The organism is Billgrantia montanilacus, from assembly GCF_003336675.1.
Lineage (GTDB): Bacteria > Pseudomonadota > Gammaproteobacteria > Pseudomonadales > Halomonadaceae > Halomonas > Halomonas montanilacus.
The window spans coordinates 14656-37088 of the sequence record NZ_QPII01000012.1; the positions used below are offsets into that span (position 1 = coordinate 14656).

At 61.8% G+C, this 22433-nt stretch carries 25 protein-coding genes; 11 read left to right on the forward strand and 14 right to left on the reverse strand.

Going from position 1 to position 22433, the window contains the following annotated elements; all coding sequences use genetic code 11:
* The first annotated feature begins 134 nt into the window (after positions 1–134).
* The 5 genes from DU505_RS15060 (at position 135) to DU505_RS15080 (ending at position 4816) form a co-directional block, all read left to right on the forward strand.
* A complete protein-coding gene (locus tag DU505_RS15060; RefSeq protein WP_114479813.1) occupies positions 135–614 on the forward strand; it encodes an OsmC family protein in 480 nt (159 codons plus the stop codon).
* Positions 611–1411, forward strand: coding sequence for an enoyl-CoA hydratase (locus DU505_RS15065; RefSeq protein WP_114479814.1), 801 nt, complete (start codon positions 611–613; stop codon positions 1409–1411). The genes DU505_RS15060 and DU505_RS15065 overlap by 4 nt, the downstream gene beginning before the upstream one ends.
* Positions 1412–1573: 162 nt before the next feature.
* On the forward strand, positions 1574–3214 hold the full coding sequence (locus DU505_RS15070; protein ID WP_114479815.1) for an acyl-CoA synthetase: 1641 nt from the start codon (positions 1574–1576) through the stop codon (positions 3212–3214).
* A 79-nt stretch (positions 3215–3293) separates the two neighbouring features.
* Complete coding sequence (locus DU505_RS15075; protein WP_114479816.1) at positions 3294–3776, forward strand: methylenetetrahydrofolate reductase C-terminal domain-containing protein; 483 nt, start codon at positions 3294–3296, stop codon at positions 3774–3776.
* A complete protein-coding gene (locus tag DU505_RS15080; RefSeq protein ID WP_114479817.1) occupies positions 3773–4816 on the forward strand; it encodes a methylenetetrahydrofolate reductase in 1044 nt (347 codons plus the stop codon). The genes DU505_RS15075 and DU505_RS15080 overlap by 4 nt, the downstream gene beginning before the upstream one ends.
* Before the next feature lie 49 nt (positions 4817–4865).
* Here DU505_RS15080 and DU505_RS15085 read toward each other — a convergent pair whose 3' ends face one another.
* The 8 genes from DU505_RS15085 to DU505_RS15120 form a co-directional block, all read right to left on the reverse strand.
* Positions 4866–5825: a LysR family transcriptional regulator gene (locus tag DU505_RS15085; protein ID WP_114479818.1), complete on the reverse strand. Its 960-nt coding sequence runs from the start codon at positions 5823–5825 to the stop codon at positions 4866–4868.
* A gap of 155 nt (positions 5826–5980) precedes the next feature.
* Positions 5981–7303 carry an MFS transporter gene (locus DU505_RS15090; protein WP_114479819.1) on the reverse strand — a complete coding sequence of 441 codons (1323 nt, stop codon included), beginning with the start codon at positions 7301–7303 and terminating at the stop codon, positions 5981–5983.
* The gene (locus DU505_RS15095) at positions 7300–7866 is read right to left on the reverse strand and encodes a TetR/AcrR family transcriptional regulator (RefSeq protein ID WP_114479820.1); all 567 of its coding nucleotides are present in this window, start codon (positions 7864–7866) and stop codon (positions 7300–7302) included. Before DU505_RS15095 ends, DU505_RS15090 begins: the two co-directional genes overlap by 4 nt.
* Before the next feature lie 196 nt (positions 7867–8062).
* Positions 8063–8587: a phasin family protein gene (locus DU505_RS15100; protein WP_114479821.1), complete on the reverse strand. Its 525-nt coding sequence runs from the start codon at positions 8585–8587 to the stop codon at positions 8063–8065.
* Between the two features lie 326 nt (positions 8588–8913).
* Positions 8914–9249, reverse strand: coding sequence for a hypothetical protein (locus DU505_RS15105; RefSeq protein ID WP_114479822.1), 336 nt, complete (start codon positions 9247–9249; stop codon positions 8914–8916).
* 225 nt (positions 9250–9474) lie between these two features.
* Positions 9475–9924 (reverse strand): YHS domain-containing (seleno)protein, encoded by a 450-nt coding sequence (locus tag DU505_RS15110; protein ID WP_114479823.1) that lies wholly within the window; start codon positions 9922–9924, stop codon positions 9475–9477.
* Between the two features lie 135 nt (positions 9925–10059).
* Positions 10060–11481: a coniferyl aldehyde dehydrogenase gene (locus DU505_RS15115; RefSeq protein ID WP_114479824.1), complete on the reverse strand. Its 1422-nt coding sequence runs from the start codon at positions 11479–11481 to the stop codon at positions 10060–10062.
* 113 nt (positions 11482–11594) lie between these two features.
* Positions 11595–12335 (reverse strand): dienelactone hydrolase family protein, encoded by a 741-nt coding sequence (locus DU505_RS15120; protein WP_114479825.1) that lies wholly within the window; start codon positions 12333–12335, stop codon positions 11595–11597.
* A gap of 170 nt (positions 12336–12505) precedes the next feature.
* On the opposite strand from DU505_RS15120, the gene DU505_RS15125 reads away from it, so the two are divergent.
* Positions 12506–13279: an ADP-ribosylglycohydrolase family protein gene (locus DU505_RS15125; protein ID WP_114479826.1), complete on the forward strand. Its 774-nt coding sequence runs from the start codon at positions 12506–12508 to the stop codon at positions 13277–13279.
* Between the two features lie 200 nt (positions 13280–13479).
* Positions 13480–14688, forward strand: coding sequence for a DUF871 domain-containing protein (locus tag DU505_RS15130; protein ID WP_147273089.1), 1209 nt, complete (start codon positions 13480–13482; stop codon positions 14686–14688).
* Between the two features lie 44 nt (positions 14689–14732).
* Here DU505_RS15130 and DU505_RS15135 read toward each other — a convergent pair whose 3' ends face one another.
* Positions 14733–15374 carry a DsbA family oxidoreductase gene (locus tag DU505_RS15135; RefSeq protein ID WP_114479828.1) on the reverse strand — a complete coding sequence of 214 codons (642 nt, stop codon included), beginning with the start codon at positions 15372–15374 and terminating at the stop codon, positions 14733–14735.
* 234 nt (positions 15375–15608) lie between these two features.
* Between DU505_RS15135 and DU505_RS15140 the strand changes: the two genes are divergently transcribed.
* Positions 15609–15899, forward strand: coding sequence for a nucleotidyltransferase family protein (locus DU505_RS15140; RefSeq protein WP_181872842.1), 291 nt, complete (start codon positions 15609–15611; stop codon positions 15897–15899).
* Entirely contained in the window at positions 15892–16254 is a 363-nt protein-coding gene (locus tag DU505_RS15145) for a HepT-like ribonuclease domain-containing protein (RefSeq protein ID WP_245947988.1), read from the forward strand. The genes DU505_RS15140 and DU505_RS15145 overlap by 8 nt, the downstream gene beginning before the upstream one ends.
* A gap of 50 nt (positions 16255–16304) precedes the next feature.
* Here DU505_RS15145 and DU505_RS15150 read toward each other — a convergent pair whose 3' ends face one another.
* On the reverse strand, positions 16305–16958 hold the full coding sequence (locus DU505_RS15150; protein WP_114479829.1) for a 5'-methylthioadenosine/S-adenosylhomocysteine nucleosidase: 654 nt from the start codon (positions 16956–16958) through the stop codon (positions 16305–16307).
* 21 nt (positions 16959–16979) lie between these two features.
* Positions 16980–17312: a heme-degrading protein HmuQ gene (hmuQ, locus tag DU505_RS15155; protein ID WP_114479830.1), complete on the reverse strand. Its 333-nt coding sequence runs from the start codon at positions 17310–17312 to the stop codon at positions 16980–16982.
* A gap of 139 nt (positions 17313–17451) precedes the next feature.
* On the opposite strand from hmuQ, the gene DU505_RS15160 reads away from it, so the two are divergent.
* On the forward strand, positions 17452–17667 hold the full coding sequence (locus DU505_RS15160) for a hypervirulence associated TUDOR domain-containing protein (RefSeq protein ID WP_114479831.1): 216 nt from the start codon (positions 17452–17454) through the stop codon (positions 17665–17667).
* A 125-nt stretch (positions 17668–17792) separates the two neighbouring features.
* Positions 17793–18179 carry a GFA family protein gene (locus tag DU505_RS15165; RefSeq protein WP_114479832.1) on the forward strand — a complete coding sequence of 129 codons (387 nt, stop codon included), beginning with the start codon at positions 17793–17795 and terminating at the stop codon, positions 18177–18179.
* A 117-nt stretch (positions 18180–18296) separates the two neighbouring features.
* Here DU505_RS15165 and DU505_RS15170 read toward each other — a convergent pair whose 3' ends face one another.
* From DU505_RS15170 to DU505_RS15180, 3 genes are read right to left on the reverse strand one after another with little or no spacing between them, the layout of a single operon-like run.
* On the reverse strand, positions 18297–19943 hold the full coding sequence (locus DU505_RS15170; RefSeq protein ID WP_114479833.1) for a dipeptide ABC transporter ATP-binding protein: 1647 nt from the start codon (positions 19941–19943) through the stop codon (positions 18297–18299).
* The gene (locus tag DU505_RS15175; RefSeq protein ID WP_114479834.1) at positions 19940–20794 is read right to left on the reverse strand and encodes a metallophosphoesterase family protein; all 855 of its coding nucleotides are present in this window, start codon (positions 20792–20794) and stop codon (positions 19940–19942) included. The genes DU505_RS15170 and DU505_RS15175 overlap by 4 nt, the downstream gene beginning before the upstream one ends.
* A 58-nt stretch (positions 20795–20852) precedes the next feature.
* Positions 20853–22406, reverse strand: a complete 1554-nt coding sequence (locus DU505_RS15180; RefSeq protein WP_114479835.1) for an ABC transporter substrate-binding protein — start codon at positions 22404–22406, stop codon at positions 20853–20855.
* Positions 22407–22433: the final 27 nt, after the last annotated feature.

Below are 22433 nucleotides of genomic sequence, written 5' to 3' on the forward strand. Positions count from 1 at the left end.
AGCCCAGTTCACGCTTTTACAATGTTGCAAGGCATCACGTTAGCCAAGCTAATCCAACCGGTTAGAAATCGTCGCTTTCCAGGCGTTTCCCGAATCACCTACGATTCGGAGATTCGAAAAAAGGAAGCCTATCCATGTCAGCACACCAGTCCGCCATCCGTTGGCAGCGAAACCCTCACGAAGCCGACGTACAAACCTACTCGCGCAACCATCAGGTTACATTGAATGGTGGCCAGCAGGTCAACGTTTCCGCGTCGGTTGAATTCAAGGGTGATTCAAGTTGCGCCGACCCGGAGCAGATGCTGGTCAGCGCGGTGTCCAGCTGTCATATGCTGTTTTTCCTGGCGATAGCCGATTATCAGGGCTATCTGGTCGAATCCTATGAGGACGACCCGGTCGGCCACCTGGAGAGCAATGACAGGAAAGGCATGGAGATCACGCGTATCGAGCTGTCGCCCCGAATTGCCTTCGGCGGCGACAAGGTGCCTGACCAGAAGGTGATATCCAGGATCCACGCCAGCGCCCATCGTAGCTGTTTTATCCGTAACTCGATCACCGCCGAGGTGACAATCAATGATGTTGAAGCAGCCATTTCTGGCGGGAGTCATTTATGAATTACAGCCAAACGTCGGAAAATATTCTGCTCAGAGAGAATAAAGACGGAGCTGTCTATCTCACCTTGAATCGGCCGGATAAGTTCAACACCCTTTCCGAGGCGATGTTGACCGCGTTGCAGCAGGAATTGGATGCGATCGCCGTCGATCCTGCCGTTCGCTGTGTGGTGATCGGTGCCAAAGGGAAGGGATTTTGCGCCGGTCACGACCTGCGGGAGATGCGTGCCAATCCGGATCAATCCTATTACCAGGCGTTGTTTCGTCGCTGCAGTCGAGTGATGCAGAGTATCGTCGCGCTGCCGGTGCCGGTGATCGCCAATGTCCAGGGCATGGCCACGGCGGCGGGGTGCCAATTGGTGGCCAGCTGTGACCTGGCCATTGCCGCCCAATCGGCCCGCTTCGCAGTATCGGGCATCAACGTGGGCCTGTTCTGTTCGACCCCCGCCGTGGCGCTGTCACGCAACATATCCTCCAAGCGGGCGTTCGACATGCTCGTATCAGGCCACTTCATCCATGCGGATACGGCATTGGAGTGGGGGCTGTTGAGTGGCGTCACCGATGATGCCGATCTGGACACTGCCGTGGCCGACAAGGTGGCACAGATCCTGAGCAAGAGCCCTGCGGCGGTGCGCTTTGGAAAGTCCATGTTCCACCCCCAGCGTCAGATGGCCCTGGAGGATGCCTACGACTTTGCCGGCGATGTGATGGCCGAAAACATGCTCAGCCCTGATGCAGGCGAGGGGATCGATGCCTTTCTGGCCAAGCGCAAACCTGTCTGGGAGCAGCCAGGCCGCTAGCGCAAACGTCAGGTAGCCGTGATACCGGTCATACCGCGGATTCGATGGTGGCGTGGCAGTTGATACGCCTGGTGACAGCTGAACAGCGAATGGCTTGTACCCCGCCGTGCCGGTTGAAGAGCCGGGTCAGGAGCCCTCCCTTACAAAAACAGGGGTTAAACCATGAGTGATATTTGCCATTTCAATGATGCTCTCGAGAAAACGGCGGCGAATCATGTACCGCTGTCACCCCTAAGCTTCATCAAACGGGCTGCTGCCGTTTATCCTGACAGGACGGCGTTGATCTACAACGAGACGCGTTACAGCTGGCAGCAGACCTATGCCCGCTGTTGCCGACTGGCATCCATGTTGAAGCATTTCGGCATTGAAAGGGGCGATACGGTGGCCGTCATGTTGCCGAATGTCCCGGCCATGTACGAAGCCCACTTCGGGGTTCCCATGGTGGGCGCGGTGTTGAATGCGATCAACGTTCGCCTGGACCCGGAGGCGGTGGCCTTTATCCTCGAGCATAGCCGCTCGCGCCTGCTGCTGGTGGATCCCGAGTACGTGGACGTGGTCGAAAAGGCCTTGGCCCGGTTGGAAGGACCGGCGCCCAGGGTAATCAACGTATCTGACCCGAGCCAGGGCGAACAGCGTCTGATCGGCGCCCTGGAGTACGAGGCGTTGCTGTCCGAGCAGCCGGTGCTGGCCGACTGGGAACTGCCGGTCGACGAGTGGGATGCGATTGCGTTGGGTTACACGTCCGGCACCACCGGCAACCCCAAAGGGGTTGTCACCCATCATCGGGGCGCCTACCTGAATGCGGTCAGCAATGTGCTGTCCTGGACCTTGCCTCCCAGCGTGGTCTACCTGTGGACCCTGCCGATGTTTCACTGTAATGGTTGGTGCTTCCCGTGGACGTTGGCGGCAATCGGCGGGACCAGCGTCTGCCTGCGCCGGGTCGACCCGGAGGTGATCCTGCGCCTGATCAGGCAGCATCGGGTCAGCCACTACTGCGGTGCGCCCATCGTCCACTCGATGATCGCCGATGCTGCCGGTGCCGAGCAGGGAGCGATCGACCATAAGGTGTCGGGGCTGATCGCCGGTGCGGCGCCGCCGGCGTCCGTGCTGGAGCGGATGGAGAAGCTCGGTGTCGAGCTTACCCACGTCTACGGGCTGACCGAGACCTACGGCCCCGCCTCGGTGTGTGTCAAGCAGGATGGCTGGGACCAACGCCCCCTGGAGGAGCGGGTCAGGCTCAATGGACGCCAGGGGGTCACCTATCCCTTGCAGGAGTGCATCGCGGTACTGGACCCGACCACGCTGGAGCCCGTCCCTGCCGACGGTGAAACGGTGGGCGAGATCATGTTTCAAGGCAATATCGTCATGAAGGGTTATCTGCGTAACGAGGCCGCTACCAGCGAAGCCTTTGCCGGCGGCTGGTTTCACTCCGGTGACCTGGCCGTGGTGGAATCGGATGGCTACATCAAGATTCGCGACCGACTGAAGGACGTGATCATCTCGGGCGGGGAAAACATCTCCTCCATGGAAGTGGAGGAGATTATTCAGCGGCATGAAGAGGTCGAACTCGCGGCGGTCGTGGCTATGGTGGATGCCAAGTGGGGCGAAGTCCCCGCGGCCTTCGTCCAGTTGCGCCCCGGTAGCGAGCTGAGCGAAGACGCCTTGATCAGCTTCTGCAGGGAGAATATCAGCCGCTTCAAGGCTCCCAAGAAGGTGATCTTCGGGCCGTTGCCGACCACCCCCACGGGTAAGATCCAGAAGTTCCTTTTGCGCAAGCAGCTCGAGACCGGGCTGTCCGCCTGAGTCGAGCGAGGATGAGGCGTTGAAGCAGCGGCGCTGGCGGAACGACGACACGGTCCCTCGACGAAAGAAGGAAACTATCATGCACAGGGTGCGTCGCTGGGTGGTTCGCCATGCCAGACTCTTCGAGATGATCTATCGACGCTTCGAGCCGGCGCTGGTCAAGCTCGCTCCAGTATGGAGACGACTCGGTCACGAACGTGTCGAGGCGCCGGTCAGGGTGGTGGAGAAGGCCGCCAAGGGGGCGCTTTTCGACTGCCAGATGTGCGGTCAGTGCATTCTCTCTGCTACCGGCATGTCCTGTCCCATGAACTGCCCCAAGACACTGCGCAACGGCCCCTGTGGCGGGGTGCGTGCCGATGGGCATTGCGAGGTGAAGCCAGAGATGGTGTGTGTCTGGGTCGATGCCTGGGAAGGAAGTCGTCGGATGAAGCAGGGCGATCTCATCCACGCCGTCCAGTTGCCGGTCGACCATCGCCTCACGGGAAGCTCGTCCTGGCTTCGCGTGGTCCGCCAGCGGGACGGTACCTCCTCTTCAACCGTCAACAGAGAGACAACAAGATGAAGTTCGAAGACGAGCCCGTGCCGGGCTACTCCCTGCCGATCCTGCCTGGCCATGTCTCCCCCGGGCGGCTGGAGAGGGTGCTGCGGGCGGGCAAGTTCGCCATCACCAGCGAGATCGACCCGCCGGACTCTGCCGACCCGGCCGAGGTGCTCAAGCGGGCGGCAATCTTCGATGGCTATGTCGATGCCATCAACGCGACGGATGGCTCCGGCGCCAACTGTCATATGTCCAGCGCCGGGGTCTGCTCGCTGCTGACCCGAGTCGGCTATGCCACCATCCTGCAGATATCCTGCCGTGACCGTAACCGCATCGCCATGCAGGGCGAGATCCTCGGTGGAGCGGCCATGGGCGCCTGCAACCTGCTGTGTCTGACCGGTGACGGTGTGCAGGCCGGCGACCATCCCCAGGCCAAGCCGGTATTCGATCTCGACTCCATATCGCTGCTGCAGATCGCCCGTGGCATGCGCGACGAGCAGCGCTTCGAGAGCGGGCGGCGCATCGAGACGCCCCCACGGATCTTTCTCGGTGCGGCCGAGAACCCCTTCGTGCCGCCACTGGACTGGCGACCACTTCGCCTGGCCAAGAAGGTGGCGGCCGGTGCCCAGTTCATCCAGACTCAGTACTGCTTCGATATCGAACGGTTGCGCGACTTCATGCTCAAGGTGAACGATCTCGGTCTGCTGGAAGGCCCCGACCGCGTCTTCATCCTGCCCGGGATCGGGCCCCTGGCGTCTGCACGCAGCGCACGCTGGATCCGCGAGCATGTCCCCGGGGTGCACATCCCTGACGCGGTGATTGCTCGACTCGAGGGGGCCGAGAACCAGAAGGAGGAAGGCAAGCGACTTTGCATGGACCTGCTTCACGAAATCCGCGAGATTCCGGGAGTCAGCGGCGCGCACATCATGGCCTACCGCCAGGAGCACAGTGTGGCGGAGATCATCGAGACGACGGGGGTGCTCGAAGGCCGCGTGCCCTGGTACCCGGGGCGCGACGACCCGAAAGCGCTCAACCCCGAATCCCCAGATGCCTTGCAGCTCTAGCGTGATGGACCTCGATACCGGCACCGGGACGGTGCCTGATTAACTTGCCCTAGACCTGAGCGGCGTCACCGGCTAGACCGGGCGAGGTAATATCGGCTTCCTCCAGCAACCATTCACGAAACTGTCCGGCGATCGGTCGCTCCAGGCCTGTTCCCGCACTCACCACGTAGTAAGCCTGGTCACAGTTCAGAGGACGATCGAACAACACCGACAACTTTCCGGCGCATACCTCCGCCTGGTGTAGATCCCGACTGCCTAGAAGGACGCCCTGGCCGGCCATGGCCGCCTCCAGCGCCAGCAGCCCGTTGCCGAATCGCAGCTCCCGTAGCCTTCCGATTTCACAGCCCTGCTGCCGGAACCATTCTTTCCAGCCGTAGGGCTCGTTGATGCGGGTGAGGGTGCTGTCACACAGCAACGGCAGTCCGCGCAGTGTGTCGACACCATCCACGGTGGCGGCCAGTTCCGGTGCACAGATTGGCACCAGATCCAGGCCCATCATCCGCTGGGGCTCCAGGTCCGCGTAGTTGCCGTAGCCGAGTCGCACGGAAACGTCGATGCCCGCGCGCTTGAGATCGGCCAGGCCGAAGACGCTGTCACGGAGGCGGTCCACCGTATGCAGGCTCGCCTGCAGCCGCACTTCGGCGTCCGGGCAACGGGCGTAGAAACGGTGCAGGCGTGGCACGATCCATTTGGTGGCGAACAGGGGCTCGGCGCACACGGTGACGATCAGGCGCTCTTCGCCATAGGCGCGGATCTTGTCCACCGCACGACCCAGTGTATGAAACCCCTCATGCAGCTCCGGCAGGGCCACGCGCGCGGCCGGGGTCAGGCTGACCCGCCGATGGTGGCGGACGAACAGATCGACGCCGAGATACTCCTCAAGCGACTTGATCTGGTGGCTGATCGCCGCCGGGGTGACATTGAGCTCCTTGGCGGCCGCAGCGAAACTCCTGGTTCGCGCGGCGACCTCGAAGTAGGAGAGTGCGATCAGGGGTGGGAGCCGTGACATGACGAATTCTCACAAGAATGGCGGTGGGGCACTGTGCAACCAGGTGCTCCATTTAAGGGTCCCTATAATCGCCGAACTGGCAGGCGGCCAGTCCTGCCTCGCGGCAGCCCGACTGCCCCGGTTTTCACTGGCGGGCCGCCGTGACATAGCCTCGACTACGGGCGTGGCGTACTCTTGGCATCCTCTTCCTCCGCAACGGGTTCGACTGGCTCGCCATTTTCGTCCAGCAATTGGCGATCATACGCCGCCTGGAGGCCGGCATCTTCAACCGGCAGCGGCACCTCTTGTTCTTCTGCTGCTGTTTCATCAGTCCAGTCTGCCCAGTAATCAATATGGCCCGGATAGATTGGCGACAGAATCGCCACCACAATGCCGATAACCGAGAATACCGAAAACGCATAGGCATACCCGAAGCCGTCCACCAGCATGCCTGCAATGGGTGATCCCGCTGCTTGCCCGAGCGCAACAGCCATGAAGGGCAACACCGGCCCCATCGAGAGTCGACCGGGCAGCAGGCGGATGCCAGTCATGAGATACAACCCCGTAAGACTCATATAGGCAAGGCCGAAGACCAGCGCGGAGAACATCGCCAACCCTAACTGACTTGGGCTGGCGGCCAGCAATACCAGGCTCGAGGACAGCATCATCAGCATCAATGCTTGCGTAATAGGCGGATTATTGCGGTCAGCCAAGTCACTGACCATGGCACCACCGAGGCCGGCGACACCGACCGCGAACCATAGCCAACCGGTGTGGCCAGTGGGCAGCGCACCGAGTGTAACCGCCAGGTCCGGGGCGAAAAGCCAATACGGTGCAGCGATAAAGCCCATGGCAAAGGCGAACAACGTGAGCCGGATGAGGCGCGACCACTGCAACCTGCTGATTGGGGGCGGCGGCGCTGCGTTGGCGGGCATGATCCGTGATACCGAGGGGAGGAAGTACCACGCCGCAACGATCCCAATGCCCGCTAGCGCAGCGAACATTGCATAAGTGAAACGCCATGCATCGGACAGGAACACCACGGTAGGCACCGCGACGATGATACCTATGCTGGTACCTGCGTTCATGATCGAGCTCACTCGCCCGTGCATCGTGCGGCTCACCAGTGCCTGCATGGCAACGGTTAGTGCCGGCATCATAAAACCGGTACAGATGCCGCAGATAAACACGCCAACACCGAGCGATAGTGCACCTGAGGCCTGACTGATCAGGGCAAGACCGACAGCACCCAAACCACTCGACAGTATCGCTAATTTACGAGCACCAAGGCGATCAGCGGCGAGCGGCGCGACCAGCGTGGCGAGTACGAAGCTGATTAACGGCAGCGCCCCGATAATACCGATGAGGTAGGCCGACAGGTCCAGGTCAGTGCTGATGGAGGGTACGAACAGGCCGAAAGCGAAGCGTGCGAGCCCGAAACTGATCGCGATCAGCGCGGCACCAAAAAGGGCAAATCCCATGTTCGACAAGGTTCTCATTGGGCCTTGCTCCGGGCTGTTGCAATCAGGGTATCGACCATCGTTCGCGTGTCATCCAGGGCCGTCTGCGGGCCCAGCAGGGCCGCCGCCGTATTGCTGCCTTCCAGCACCATGAAGAGATGCCGCGCCAGGTCGGGTCGCTGGTCCAGGCCATCGCGGGCCACGGCTGCTTCGAGGCGTTTCATCAGGTCGGCCTTGGCGGCAGCCGCCAGGGCATGGATCTCGGCGCTGTGCTCGGCGAACTCGCCCATCGCCTTGACCATGATGCAGCCATGCTGGCTATACCGCTTCAGCCAGTGGCCATGTGCATCGACCAGGGCTCGAGTCACCTGGCCTGGCGAGGCGGAGGCCGCTGCCGCATCGAGGCTGGCTATGAAGCGTTCATGGCGGGTCGACAGAACTGTCGCCACCAGGGCTTCCTTGGAAGCGAAGTGGTTGTAGAGCGTCATGCGCACCACCCCGGCGGCAGCCACGATGCGGTCGATGCCAGTGGCGTGGAATCCCTGCTCATAGAAGAGTCGCTCCGCCGTGGCGAGCAACTGGTCGCGCTTGGAGGCTGGCATCGTACGCTGTTCCTATATAGACCGATCTATCTAAATTCAAGCCTATCTAAGTACAGGACACCCGGCGGTGTCAAGCGACCCCCTCTTGGCCCATTGCTGGGCCCGTTCCGGGGCGATGACAGCCAGACAGTAAAAAGGCCGCTTTCCCGGGGAAAGCGGCCCTGCACGTTACCACTTACTTATCAAGCAATCAGCATTACTTATCCGACGTGCTGGTCGACTTCTTGCTGTTGTCGGCCTGCCGCTGGCTTTTCTGTTGAGAATTGCCTACCTCTTCCTTGCCCTTCTGGAACTGGCCCTCTACTTGAGCTTTCCCTTTCTGCATGTTTTCTTCGAGCTGCTTGCTGCCTGAGTGCATGCTCTCAGACGTCAGCTGCTGGGTCTCCTTCAGGTATTCCTGACTCAAGGCCTGAATCCTGTCAGCGTCTTTCTTCATCTGCTCACTCAATTCCCGGACGGCCTGCTGCTGCTTCTCGACGACCTGCCGAAAACTGTCGGAATCCTTCACCTCAAGCCAGGAGCGGGACTGTGCCAGGTTCTTGTCCGCAAAGACCCGAACCGACTCGAACTGTACCGAGAAGAGTTTCTCAAAGTAATCGGTGGTCAGTGCCCCGTAGGCACGCGCCGGCTCCAAAACGGCGTTGTCGAACTGCCCTTTGGCCCTTTCGCTGCTTCGTTCGCTAGACTGGTTGCCATCTGACTTGGTCTTTTCAGCGCTCATTTAATTTCTCCATGACTTGTAACAAACAAGTGAAGTAATGATTCAAGTAATCTTTGCAATTCAGCAAGTCGTTCCTTAACAAGCTGATGCTGATGTCGCCTGTTTGTGTAGATTCCTTCTCGGGCTGGCAACTGCGGCTACATCACTCGAACCATAAACAGTCAAAGAGAGTCTTTCTGTGCGGTAGCACACCCAATGACATCCAAACCAGCGTTATTCAGCAGGAGGGCTTGGAATAAGGAGCTTGGACAAGGGGCTTGGAATAAGGAGCTTGGAAAAGGGCCCGCGTGAGATCGCGAGCCCTGAAAGTACTTGCGGAGAAGGGCTTAGGCGGCTCCCGGCTCCCGGAAGTGTTGCCAGGCATGGTGGTAGAGTACGCCGGCATAGCCGTTGCGCTGAATGATCTTGAGGATCTTCGCGGGGTTTTCGTCATCCAGGGCCTTGTGCAGTTTCGCTCGCTGCTCGTCATCGAGGGCCTCGTACCAGTGGTAGGGCTTGCCCTGGGCATTGCCATCCTCGGCCTTGCGCATCAGGTCCATTTCGATGCGCCCGCCATGTCGGTACAGGATATCGAAGCCCTCCTGCAACTGGGTCGTCGGCACATCGCACGGCTTTTCGAGGCCTTCCAGCACGTTGTAGTAGTAATAGCTCAGCGGTTGCATGTGGCTCCTCCAGAGGTATGCCGTTGCTCATCCCTACTAGGCACCGTCCGATAACTGCCTACGCTCGCCGACTTTTCGGACAGTGCCTAACCTGCTTTCCTTTTCTCCATCCTGCCTGAGACAAGGCGGCAAGCTCAATTGAAAAATGCGCACCATCCGGACACTGCTCCACTCCCGGGGGGTGGCCACGGTGAAGCCGCGCGACAGAGGCTTATCGCGTCGGGATCACTGCTGGAAGATATTCGGCCAGTGCTCATCGGCCGTGGCGATGTAGTCGGGAATGTTTCTTTCCCAGCGCCATTGGATCCATTTGCTGAAGTTCAGATAGAGCTTGCCATCGACGATCTTCCAGGCCTCGGGAACGGTTGCAGCGGCCTCACCACGCGCCGCCGCCCAGGCACACCAGCCGCCGTACTGGGGCGCATAGGTTTCGGGGTCCGCCTGGAACAGGTCGCGATGCTCGGCCGACACGAACTGCCAGGTAGCATTGCCCCACTCCCACTGATAGTCGGGCGAGCCCTGTGCCGGCTGCCCCTGGGTGAAGTAGGCCACCGGGTCCGTACCGCCGATGGCCAGGCCATCGCGTGTAAAGATGCGCCCTTCGGCGAACGCAGTCATGGGCCAAGTCAGGCCGATCATCAGGGCGACTACCAGCCACCAACTCGCACGTTTCATGGTTTGCCTCCTCGCGACTCGTCGCTAAAGAGGTACTGTCGAGAAATGGCTCTCCACCTTACAGGCGCTACCGGAGCACGATTTTCGGCAGGGAGCCAGCAGGCCCTCGGCGAGGTAGCGCAGCACCACCCACGTTCACCGCAGGATGAAGCGCAGCAGCCGTTCTGCCATCCTGCCGAATGGCGGACGTAGCAGTGTCGTGACGTTCCAGCGGCCTTGCACGTAAATCCCCTTGGCATGGCTCAGCCGGCGGAAACCTTCTATGCCGTGATAGGCGCCAATGCCACTCGCGCCGACGCCGCCAAACGGCAGGTCGTCCTGGGCGATGTGCATGAGCGTGCCGTTGATGGTCACATTGCCCGACGTCGTGCCGTCGAGCACCTGGCGCTGCGCCGCCTTGTCGTGTCCGAAGTAGTAGAGCGCCAGTGGGCGGGGGCGTGCCTCGACGATGTCGATTGCCTCATCAAGCGTGCGATAGGGGAACACCGGCAGGATCGGCCCGAAGATCTCCTCATGGGCGATGGTCATGTCGTCGGTGACGCCGAGTACCACCGTCGGACGCATGGCACGGGGATGAGCACTCGGCGCCTCACGGCCGATCTCGCGTACCGTCGCGCCCTTGGCGCGGGCATCCTCCAGCAGGTCGTTCAGGCGGGCCAGGTGCCGGTCGTTGATCACCCAGGTGTAATCCTCGCTCGCCGGGCCATCGGGGTAGGCGGCCACCACGGCCGCCTCGTAATGGGTGAGGAAGGCCGCAAGCTCCTCCTCATGCACCAAAGCGTAGTCAGGCGCGATGCAGGTCTGGCCACCGCTTACCAGCTTGCCGAACACGATACCGGCGCAGGCGTGATCCAGTGAATGACCTTTCTCGACGATGACGGGCGACTTGCCGCCCAGCTCCAGCGTCACCGGCACCAGGTGCTCGCTGGCCGCCTGCATGACCTTGCGCCCGACCGCCGTACTGCCGGTGAAGACCAGATGATCGAACGGCAGGCCGGAGAAGGCCGCGCCGACAGATGCATCGCCGTTGACCACCGCCACCTGCTCCGCTGAAAACAGCGCGCCGAGTATCTCCTCGAGTAGCGCGTTGATCGTCGGGGTGAATTCCGAGGGTTTCAACAGCACCCGGTTGCCGGCCGCGAGCGCGGTTGCCAGCGGCATCAAGGCGAGCACGACAGGGTAATTCCACGGCGCCATGACCCCGACAACACCCAGCGGCTGGTACTCCACTCGTGCCGAGCCGAACTGCATGTGAACGGCCACATGGCGCTTTTCCGGGCGCATCATGCGGCGCAGGTGCTTGTGCAGATAGTCGATCCCGCTGACCGTGCTCCCGAGCTCCATGATGCTGGTCTCGTGGCGTGAACGATGGCCGAAATCGGCGCTGATGGCCTCCTCGAGCCGGGTACGGTTCTCGATCAGCGCGGCGCGCAGCCGTGAAAGATCGGCGCGGCGCTCGGCGAGTGATGGCGCACCGTCGCGGCGATAGGCCTCGCGCTGAGCGGCGAGCAACGGAGCCAAGTCGACGGCAGGCGAGGCGCTGGGGTCAGTGGTCATCGGGTAGCTCCTGGGTTCTGGTGACGAATGGTCAAGACTACTACTGTGTCGTCGTCGAGCTTGATGAAGGTTGGTCTGGCCTTGCCGACCTCCTTAGTCAAAGGGAAGGCTTGTTACAGCGTCTCCGCCAGGAGCAGGGCCAGCCGCTTGTGATGCAGGTCGTCGGCGGCTGCGTCAAAGGAAGGAGCGTCCTTGGCCGTGAAGCCGTGGGCGGCGCCCTTGTAGAGCTCGGTGGTGAAATGCACGCCTGCTGCGGCCAGCGCCTCGTCCATGCGGGCAATCTGCTCGGGTGGCAGCAGTTCATCCTTGTCGGCGTGGCCGAGATAGACCCGCCCCTCGATGGTGCCAACCACCTGGACCAGGCTGTCTGGGTCGTCGGCCTCCGCCAGCCGGGCCGAGTGGAAACCCGCCGCGGCGGCAACGCGGTCAGGGTGCTCGGCCGCCATGCGCAGTGCGAAGGCCCCGGTCATGCAGTAGCCGACCACGCCCAGCTTGCCGCCGGCGAACTCGGCCTGGGAATCGATGCACGCCAGCAAGGCGACGAAGTCACGCGATTGCGCCGCGGGCGTCAGGTGGCCAGCATACTCGAACAGTGTCGGTCGCACGTCCGAGTCGCGGAACGACTTGCCCGCCGGTACGACGGGGCCGCGCGCATCGCGGTAGTAGACGTTGGGCATCAACACGGCATAGCCGTTGTTCGCGATTCGCTGGGCTTTCTCGTGATAGCACGGGCGCAGGCCACCGATATCGGTGAACAGCACCACGGCCGGTAGGGGGCCGTCGGCATTGCCGGGCGTGACGATATAAGCATCGATGGTGCCGTCGGCAGCAGGGATTTCGATAGCGCGAGACATGGATGAGCTCCGGGGTGTCGTTGGCGAATGGACGCGGGCAGGGACGAATGCACTCGAGAGGAATCTAACCGGAGACAGGCCCGGTTGACGAGGTGGTGACTGTCCCGCTATGCATAAGGATAGATCCCGGTCAGGAGCCATACCGTAAGCACGCGCTCGAGGAGGCCAATATGCTCGGCGCCATCGCCGGCGATATCATCGGCTCGGTACACGAGGGAAGCGGCACCAAGCACCGCGACTTTCCGCTGTTCACGCCGCACAGCACCTTCACCGACGACAGCGTGCTCTGCGTGGCAGTCGCCGAGGTACTGCTGCACGGCGGCGACTTCGTCGATGCCTTCCATGACTACTTCCATCGCTATCCAAACGCCGGCTTCGGCGGCGGCTTCATGCGCTGGGCGGCGAGCCGTGATCGGCAGCCCTACTACAGCTGGGGTAACGGCTCGGCCATGCGGGTGCCCCCGGTGGGCTTCGCCGCCACGTCACTGGAGGAGGCGCTAAGCCTGGCCAGGCGCAGCGCCGAGGTCACCCACGACCACCCCGAAGGCATCCGCGGCGCCCAGGCGGTGGCGGCGGTAATCTTCCTGGCGCGCCAGGGCGCCGACAAGGCGAGCCTGCGTGCCGAGGTGGAGCGGCGCTTCGGCTATGACCTCTCCCAAGCCCTGGACGAGATCCGACCTAACTATCGCTTTGATGTCTCCTGCCAGGGCTCGGTGCCGCCGGCGATCCTCGCCTTCCTGGAGGCCGACAGCGTCGAGGCGGCCATCCGCAATGCGGTATCGCTTGGCGGCGATGCCGACACCCAGGCATGCATGGCGGGCGCCATGGCCGAAGCCTTCCATGGTGGCCTGCCTGAGTCGCTGCGAAGCGAGACACTGGCGCGGCTGACGCGGGAATTGCGCGAGCTGGTGGAGGCCTTTGAGGCCAAATTCCCGGCATCCTGATGCCACGTCCGCACAAGTGTGGGGAGCCGTTTGCAGGGCACTTGATCCCCTTCGGTTGAACGGGGGATGCCGGCGAGCGTGCTGATAGGCTGGGGTTCAGTGCGCTGCCGCCGAGCATCGCGCGTTACAACGAACAAGGAGGGAATAGGATGCCGTTTTCAGGCTATTGCCTTGCACGCCCCGGGTGGACAGCCCGCTTCATGGGAGCCGGCCTTCTGGCGGCGGGGATGGCACAAGCCAGTGGCAGCGAACCCGAAGAACGGATGCCCGCGGGCATGCTGTTCGACATGGTAGACCCCACGCTGTGCATGATGCCCCCGCAAGAGGTCGATGACGCAGCGCTGGTGGCCATGCTCGATAGCGACGACCCCGAGATGGCGCCTCCCGTCACCGGTGCCTGGGAACACCGCGGCGAGCACTGGCGAGCCTACGGTCAGGGGTGGTTCAACGTCAGCGACAGCAGCGGGATGGTCGCCGCCACGGAGCTCATCCTGAGGAGCGAAAGCGACGAGCTGCAACACCTCTGCCTGGTTCTTTCCCCCCACCAGGGCACGCAGATGGTGGCGGGCGAGGCACACCTGGTCGGGCCGACCGTCGAGAGTGTCGATGGTGATACCTTCATGGTCGTCGGGCTGTTGGGCGAGCGGCTTGAGGGAGAGTTCGACTCCCATGCGGAAGTACTCACGCAAACCGGCAGCCTCGAACTCGAACGGCCCGCCGATGACATTCTCGCAGGAAGCCTGGCGTTCGACGCCCGACTTGTCGACATGCAGGGACAGCCACTCGAGAATGCCGAGGCTTCTCTGACGCTGGAGATCGGCGAGCTTCACCGCGAAGCCGCCATGCGGGTGGTCAACTGGGGCAGCGACGACCTGGAGGAGGCGTCCGCTCCTGCCGTCAGCGAAGAGGAGCTGGCCGAGGTCAGGGCACTGTTTCTCGATGATATCCGCCTGGAGCTGGAGCCGGCCCTGACCCCCGACAACAACGATATCGTGCAGCACACCGTCTACCGCTACGACTACGCTACCTTTGCCTCGCGCTCCGAGGACAGCGGCTGGCGCAGCACACGGGAAACCTTCTTCTACCGCGACGGCGATCAGCTCGTACCGTTCCAGCGGCCCTCCACGGACATGGATCTGCCGTTCTTCGAAGGGCTGGTCGACCCCGACTTCGTCCTCGACGAGGCCTCCGCCGGCGACTTCCGCTCGCTGCTGATGACACTGACCGGTGAAGACTTCTTCGATGAAGACGAGGTCAAGCTGGACAACATCGTCAATGTCCGTCCCGACGAGTGGATCTTCTTCACCGGGACCTTCTTCGACCACTACAAGGCCTTCGCTGCCTACACCGACGACGAAGGGCGCGTGGAAAAAGTCGTTTATCGGCTCAAGCAGCAGCCGGCGTCCTGATTCGGGTGGGCCCACCCCACTGCAGCACCACCCACGACCGCCTTTCAACCCCTGCCGGCCGCCTCGAGAATCGCCTGGCGCAGTGCCTCGGGCGGTTGGGCGCCCGACAGGCCGGTGGTGCCGTTGAAGATGAAGGTGGGCACACCGCTCACTCCCAGGCGCCGAGCCTCGTCGAGGCCGGCTTTTACCTCGGCCCGGCCCTGGTCGCTGGCGAGAAAGGCGGGGATGTCGATATCCGCTAGCCCGCCGTCTCGGGCGGCGCTGGCCAGTACCGCACTGTCACCGATATCCTCACCCTCGACGAAGTAGCGCCGGAAGAGCGCGCTGACCACCGCCGACTGGACGCCATGTTCCCCGGCGAGCCAGATCAGCCGGTGGGCGTCGAAGGTATTGGGGGTTCGCGTCATGCGTTCGTGGTGGATCTGGATGCCGGCCTGTTCGGCGGCTGCCTCCACCTGGGCGTCGAGCGCCCGGGAGCGCTCCCAGGAGCCGAACTTGGCGGTGCGGTAGTCACGCCGTGACAGGCCTTCGGCGGGCATGTCGGGGTTGAGCTCGAAGGGGTGCCAGGCCACCGATACTCTGAATTCCTCGGGCAGTTCGGCCAGGGCGAGATCGAGGTGGCGTTTGCCGATGAAACACCATGGGCAGATGGCATCGGAGATCACGGTGATGTCGACGTGGGGCATGGTCGCTGAGCCATTGGGTAGGGTTCCATCGAACCTTACCATCCCCAGGTCGTGATCGGCGCTCCTCATGTAGCCGGGCACCCTGACGCAGGCCGAGTTGGAAGCACTGCGAGACATCGGGGTCCGCAAGGCGCAGGGCTACCTGCTGGGGACTTACGCTACCCCATGTTAGGCTATGCCAAGAGAGGTGAATTGGACCAGAGAGAAACCTCGACGTTTCTGAGGGATCGGGACATGAACAGAACCAAGACCTTGCAACTATTACGAGATCACCTGACGACGCTGTCCAGCGAATACGGCGTAACCTCGTTGGCACTTTTTGGTTCCATGTCTCGCGATGAGGCCCGTGAAGACAGCGATATCGATATCCTGGTGAGCTTTGATGGCCCAGCGACCTCGGCTCGTTATTTCGGGGTGCAGTTCTACCTGGAGGACCTGCTGGGCCATCCAGTGGATCTGGTGACTGACAAGGCACTACGTCCTGAACTCAGGCCCTATGTCGAGCGTGAGGCTGTTCGTGTCTGAAGCCCGCAGCATGCGCGAATGGCGCTTCTACATCGTTGACATGATCGGCTTTGCCGAGAAAATCCTGTCCTATACGGAAGGCCTGGATCAGGATAGCTTCACCGCCCACGACCTTACCTACGACGCTACGTTGCGTAATCTTGAGCTCATTGGCGAAGCGGCAACCCGCATTCCCGATGAGGTTCGTCAGCAGTATCCGGATATCCCCTGGCGGATGATCGTTGCTACCAGGAATCGCCTTATTCATGCCTATCTGGGTATTGATGACGATACCGTATGGAGCATCATCCAGGACAATATCTCCGAGTTGCTGGAGCAATTACGTGTAATCAAAGCTCAGCAAGCAGGCGAGTAATGCAAGTGTCGCCGTTCTTCTCAATCCAGCCGTCCTGATTCCGCTAGCGCTCAGCGCTCCAACAGGCCCTCGGCGAGCGCCTCACCGAGGCGGTCGACGGCGGTGGCCAGCTTCTTGTCGATGACGTGCAGATACTCGGTCCAGTCGTCCACGTGGTGCAGCTCAGCCTTGCCGTCCGAAATGCCGCGCAGCACGACCAGCGGCACGTCGAAGCGCATGCAGGCTCGAAGGCAGGCGTAGCTCTCCATGTCCACCATCTCGGCGGTGATGGCGTCATAGGCCGAGCCCGAGACGATATTGGCGCCGGTCGATAGTGTGGCCTCGCGAATGCCGGGAATGCGCAGCGGCAGCGGAAGTGTCGCCGGCAGGTCGAGAAAGGGCGTGGCGCCCTTCTCGAAGCCCAGCGGCGTGGCGTCCATGTCGCGATAGGAAACAGAGGTAGCCTGATAGATCTCGGTCTGCTCCAGCACCCGGCTGCCGGCCGAGCCCAGCGACACCACCAGATCCGGCAGGCGCCCTTGCTGTGCGAGGGCGGCAAGGGCAGCGGTAACCTCGACGGCCGCCTCCACGGGGCCCACGCCACTTATGCGCGGTGTGAAACGCTGCTTGAGATGGCGCCCGTATTCGGCCTCGGCCGCCATTACGAAGAGAATGTCGCGGCCGCCCAGTTGCGTCAGCGGCGGCGTGTGCTGAGCCGCGCTCATGCTTCGATCCTCACCTGAGCCTCAGGCATCGCTCGCGTTGCCGACCGTCTGGATGACCTCGAACCCTTCGAAGTTCGGCGGGCCCAGGTAGAGCCCCTCGCGCTTGCTCTTACCGGCGTTGGCATGCGCTGCGCGGAACGCCTCGGAGTGCGTCCAGGCCTCGAAGTCCTCGCGCGAGCGCCAGATGGTGTGAGAGGCGTAGAGCACGTGATCCTCATTCTCGGGGCCGCGCAGCATATGAAACTCGACGAAACCGGGCAGGCCCTGCAGGTGGGTCTCCCGCTCCAGCCAGATCTGCTCGAACTCCTCCACTCTCTCGGGATTGACCCGAAAACGGTTCATGGCGATGAACACAATATTGCTCCTTGCGGTCAGGCGGCCAATGGTGACCGTTTGACGATGACACCTTCGCCGATGAGGGGCAAGATCACCGCCATTCGCTGGGCTATGCTACCAGCACGGTGAACCGTTCATTAGTGATGGGAGGCGAACCATGGCCAAGCGCTTCAAGGTAGGCGACCACGTCAAATGGAACTCCGAGGCGGGGCACGTCAGCGGGAAGATCATCCGCGTGCATACCAAGGACACGGAGTACAAGGGACACAAGCGCCATGCCAGCGAAGAGGAACCGCAGTACGAGATCAAGAGCGACAAGACCGATCACATCGCCATGCACAAGGACTCGGCGCTGACCAAGATCGATGAATAGCGAAGTTATTGCTGAGGCGCCTAGAAGCCCACTCAGCATCGCCAGCCTTCGCAGTGTGGCGTACGAAGGCGCCACCTTTGCCTGAAAAGGGTATCGTCATCGAAAGCCACCGGGGAGAGACGCCGATGCTCAAGGGAAGCTGCCTGTGCGGCAAGGTCCGCTACGAAGTCAGCGGAGAAATTGAAGAAGTCTCGATGTGCCACTGCAAGCAGTGCCAGAAGGCCCAGGGCTCGGCCTTCGCCGCCGTGGCGCCGATCCGCTCGGCCGACTTCCGCATCACCCAGGGCGCGGAATACCTCAAGGAGTACCGCGCCACGCCGGATAAGGCGCGGGTGTTCTGCGCCGAATGCGGCAGCCCGATCTACAGTGCCCGCGACGACCGGCCCGAAGCCAAGCGGCTACGGCTGGGCACACTGGATACGCCGATATCGCCTAACAAGCGCTACCACGCCTGGGTCTCGTGGTTCGAGCTTGCCGATGGGCTGCCCAAGTTTCCGCAAGCCTCGCGCTGAAGTAGTACTACCCTCCTGAGTCGCGTGGGAGATGCTGCCCAACGGGTCGTTCCCGAGCCATTGAGTTCTCCTCTCTGGGCGGCTGACAGGTTGGGCTGCGAAAGTAAAGTGCGCTGGTCATAAGGCAGAGAGCATAGGGCTGCGAGGAGCCTGTCGGCGAGGCTCAACATGAGGAACTGCCTCGATCAGTTGCCGGGTATAGTCGTGTTGCGGGGACGCGAGCACTTGACTCGTTGAGCCAGTCTCGACGATACGGCCGCCAAGCATCACGGCGAGGCGGTGGCTTACTCGTTCAACGACCGCAACGTCATGTGTGATGAAGAGCAGCGATAATCCCAGGCGCTGCTGAAGCTCCTGCAGAAGCTCGGTGACCTGCTTGGCAATCGATACATCCAGCGCTGACACCGGCTCATCGGCAATGATCAGCCGTGGCCGGACGGAGAGTGCTCGGGCAATGCATAGACGCTGGCGCTGCCCCCCTGAAAATTGATGTGGGTAGCGTTCGTGGTGTTCGCTACCCAGCGCCACCTCTTCCAGCAGTGTCACTGCCAGGTCCCGGCGTTCGCGCTCTTTCACCAGGCCATGGATCAGTGCGGGCTCGGTCACCAGGTTCCAGGCCGGTAATCGGGGATTGAGGGCAGCAAAAGGGTCCTGGAAAATCATCTGCACTGCGCGACGCATCGGCAGCAGATGGCGCCCCTTCAGGAGGGAGACATCGCGACCATCGAGTCGAATGGCACCTGCATGTATCGGCGTAAGACGCAGGATCGAGCGCGCCAAGCTGGACTTTCCGCACCCCGACTCACCTACCAAGCCCAAGGTTTCTGCGTGGCCGATATGCAGGCTGACGCCATCGACGGCACGCACCTCTTGACGTGGCGCGAAAGGGTGGGGACGTCGGCTCGGAAAGATCGTCACCAAATCACTAACGTCCAGTACCGGCGCTGACTCTTTCGGTGGGACTGGCGACCCGGCGCCAAGGCGTGGCGCGGCTTCCATTAGCAGGCGTGTGTAAGGCTCGCGTGGCGTGTCGAATAGCGCAGAAACCGAGGCCTCCTCGATTTTGTGACCGTCCTTGAGCACTACCACACGGTCTGCTATTTCCGCCACAACGCCCATATCATGGGTGATGAAAAGCACGCTCATGCCGGTCTCTTCCTGGAGCTGGCGCAGCAGCGCAAGAATCTCGGCTTGGGTGGTCACGTCCAGGGCGGTGGAGGGTTCGTCGGCGATCAGTAAGCTCGGCTTGGCGGCGAGTGCCATGGCAATCAGTACGCGTTGACGCTGCCCGCCCGAGAGTTCATGGGGGTACTGGCGGAGCCGCTGGGCGGCGTGGGGCACCTTTACGCGCTCAAGTGACTCGATGGCCAGGCGCTGCAATGCCCTGTGGGTAATCGCTTGTTCTTTTCCTAGTGCCTCGAATAGCTGCTGGCCGATGGTCATGACCGGGTTGAGCGCAGTCATCGGCTCCTGGAAGACCATGGACACCAGTCGCCCGCGGATAGCTTGCATCTGCTTGTCGGTGAGTGCAGTGAGATCATGTGTCTCATCGCCGAACAATCTGATGCGCCCCTGGGTAATGCTGCCGCCCTCATGTTCGATCAGCCTCAGGATCGCCAGAGCGGTGGCCGACTTCCCCGACCCCGACTCGCCGACCAATGCCAGGGTCTCATGACGGTGCAGGGTGAAATCGAGCCCTTTTACCGCTTGATGTTCACCGAAGCAGATATGCAGGTTCGAGACGTCAAGTAGCGGGGCTTTCATGATATCGCCTGCGCTGAAGACCAATGGGATTCGGGCTGTAGCGGCTTGAACCAGCGACTTGCAGGTGGCGTGAATGTTACGCTCAACGGATCTTCGCCATATACCTGCCAGCTCACGCTGTCGCCAAGCTCAAGGCATCCCCAGGCGCCAGCAGGCTTGCCCAGGGTCGTAAAGCTTTCAGTAAGCGACTGCTGGGCGAGATAGAAGACACCCCCCGCCTGAGTGACGGCATTCCAGTGCACGTGCCCCGAGAGGTGCACGATGGGTACCTGGGCACAGGCCATAATGTCACGCACTTGGGCTGACTCCGGGTAGGCGCTCAGGTGAGGTGCGCGTTCGAAATAGTAGTTTCCTACCGGTGGGTTTGGTGCAACGGGGATATGGCTGACGACAAGCTGCGGACGCTGAGCTCGCTGCAACGTCTCGGCTAGCCACGCGATATCCCCATCGGGTAGGGCCAGATGTCTCTTCCCACCCGAATGTAGACGCGGATCGGCACGCCATAGCACCAAGTCCCACTCGCCCAGTGCGACGACTTGATGATCCAGTGCTTGGCCGAGAATCTCGGCATTGTCAGCAACCGACAGGTTCTCCAGGTCGTGATTACCGTTGACATGGAAGCGTGGGCAGCGAATCTCCGTCAGTACCTCGGCAATTTCATTGGCCAGGCGGCGGTCGGTTTCGGGATCGACATCCGAGATACGGTCGCCGAGTTCGACGACGGCATCCGGCTGCAGGGCGTTGACTGCTTCGACGAAGTCGCGTGTGAGGCCAAGCGCTGCATTTCCGCACTTGGTACGCGTGTCGGGACCATGATGAATATCGGTGACGACGGCCAGTCGCAGAGCCATGATGGATCTCCTATGAGGCGCGCCGCCTCCTGGACGGCGCGCCATTCAACTTGGGGGTTCAGTTCGAGGCCGGAGTGATTCGGCCAGCCCGGAAGTCCAGCACGTAGGGGATATGGCTCGGCAGTGGCTGCCAATCGATGCCCTCACGCATGCCCCATGCCTCATAGGGCCGATAGAGCGGCAGCACCGGCGGATCCTGCTCGATACGCTCCATCAGCTCGGCATAGGCGCTGCGGCGCTCTTCCACAGAGTCTGAAAAACGGAAGCGTTCCCAGGTCTCCTGGTAAGCCTCATCGGTATTGAAGCGATCGCAGCTCTCCGAAGGCCCATCCGGCCCCCACATCACGCCGAAGGAGCCAAACGGGTCGGCAAAGTACATGGGGTTTGACCAGTTGCGGGTCATCAACTCCGGTGTGCAACCCGTCCACGATTCGATCACGTTGATCTCGCCATTGACGCCCACGGCATCCCACATCTCCATGATCGCCTGAGCGGCCATCAGGCCATTGGTGTAGTAGGCGGAGTGAGTGTCGTAGGTGATGGTGGCACCGTCGTAGCCAGCTTCGTCGAGGAGGCGGCGTGCCTCCTCGGGGTCATGTCGAAAGGTCTCGAGTTCCGGCATGTAGAGCTCGCCAAATTCCTGCATGGTGTGCGTCGAGGGCACTTCGGCCATGCCTCCCCATAGCGACTCATTGAGCAGGTCGCGGTCGATGGCCAGGCTTAGCGCTCGACGAATGCGCGGGTCTTCCAGCTCGGGGTGGTTGACGTTCATGATCATGACATGGAAGAGCGGTGTCACCGAGCCAGCTGTCTTCAGGCTGGGGTCGTTGTCGACCAAGTCCAACTGGTCGGGTGCCAGGTTGGTGATCATGTCCACTTCACCCGAGCGCAGCGCGGTGACCCGGCTGACCGTTTCGGGAATACGCGAAGCGATGACCCGCTCATAGGGGGCCGGCTCGCCCCAGAAGTCGTCGAAGCGTTCGTAGACGATACGCTCTCCCGGTACGAATTCGGCGATCCGGTAGGGGCCGGTTCCCACCGGTGCAAGACCGAACGCCTCGTAGTCCGACACTTCATCGACCTCGGGGTGACCGGTGAGGCCCCTCAGGTAATCCTTGGGCACGATCATGGTCTGCTGCATCGACAGCAGCGTCTCGAAGATCGGCTCCGGCTTGGCCGTGTAGACACGTACCTTGCCATCCTCGGTGGCCTCGGCACGGGTAAAATTGCCAAGGCGGTCGCGCTTGCGTACCAGGTAAGGTGGATAGGTTGGTGAAAACATGCGGTTCAGGGAAAACACCACGTCCTCTGGCGTCATCTCCGAGCCGTCATGGAACTTGACCCCTTCACGCAGCGTGAACTCGATCATCTGTGGAGAGACGATTTCCCAGTCGGTAGCCAGGCCGGGGGCGAAGTCACCCGAACCGTCGTGGTCTCTGTCAATCAGGGTGTCGAAGCTGTTGTAGTAGTATTGCGAGCCGGCATTGGAGTGATCGCTGCCAGGATCGAGGTAGTTATTCATGTTTTGAACGCCGACGCGCAGCTCCTGCGCCAGGGCGGGCTGAGCCGCCAAGGTGGCGGCGGCGATGGTACCTATCAGTACTTTCTTCATGATGACCTCTTGGGACGACTTGAGCTG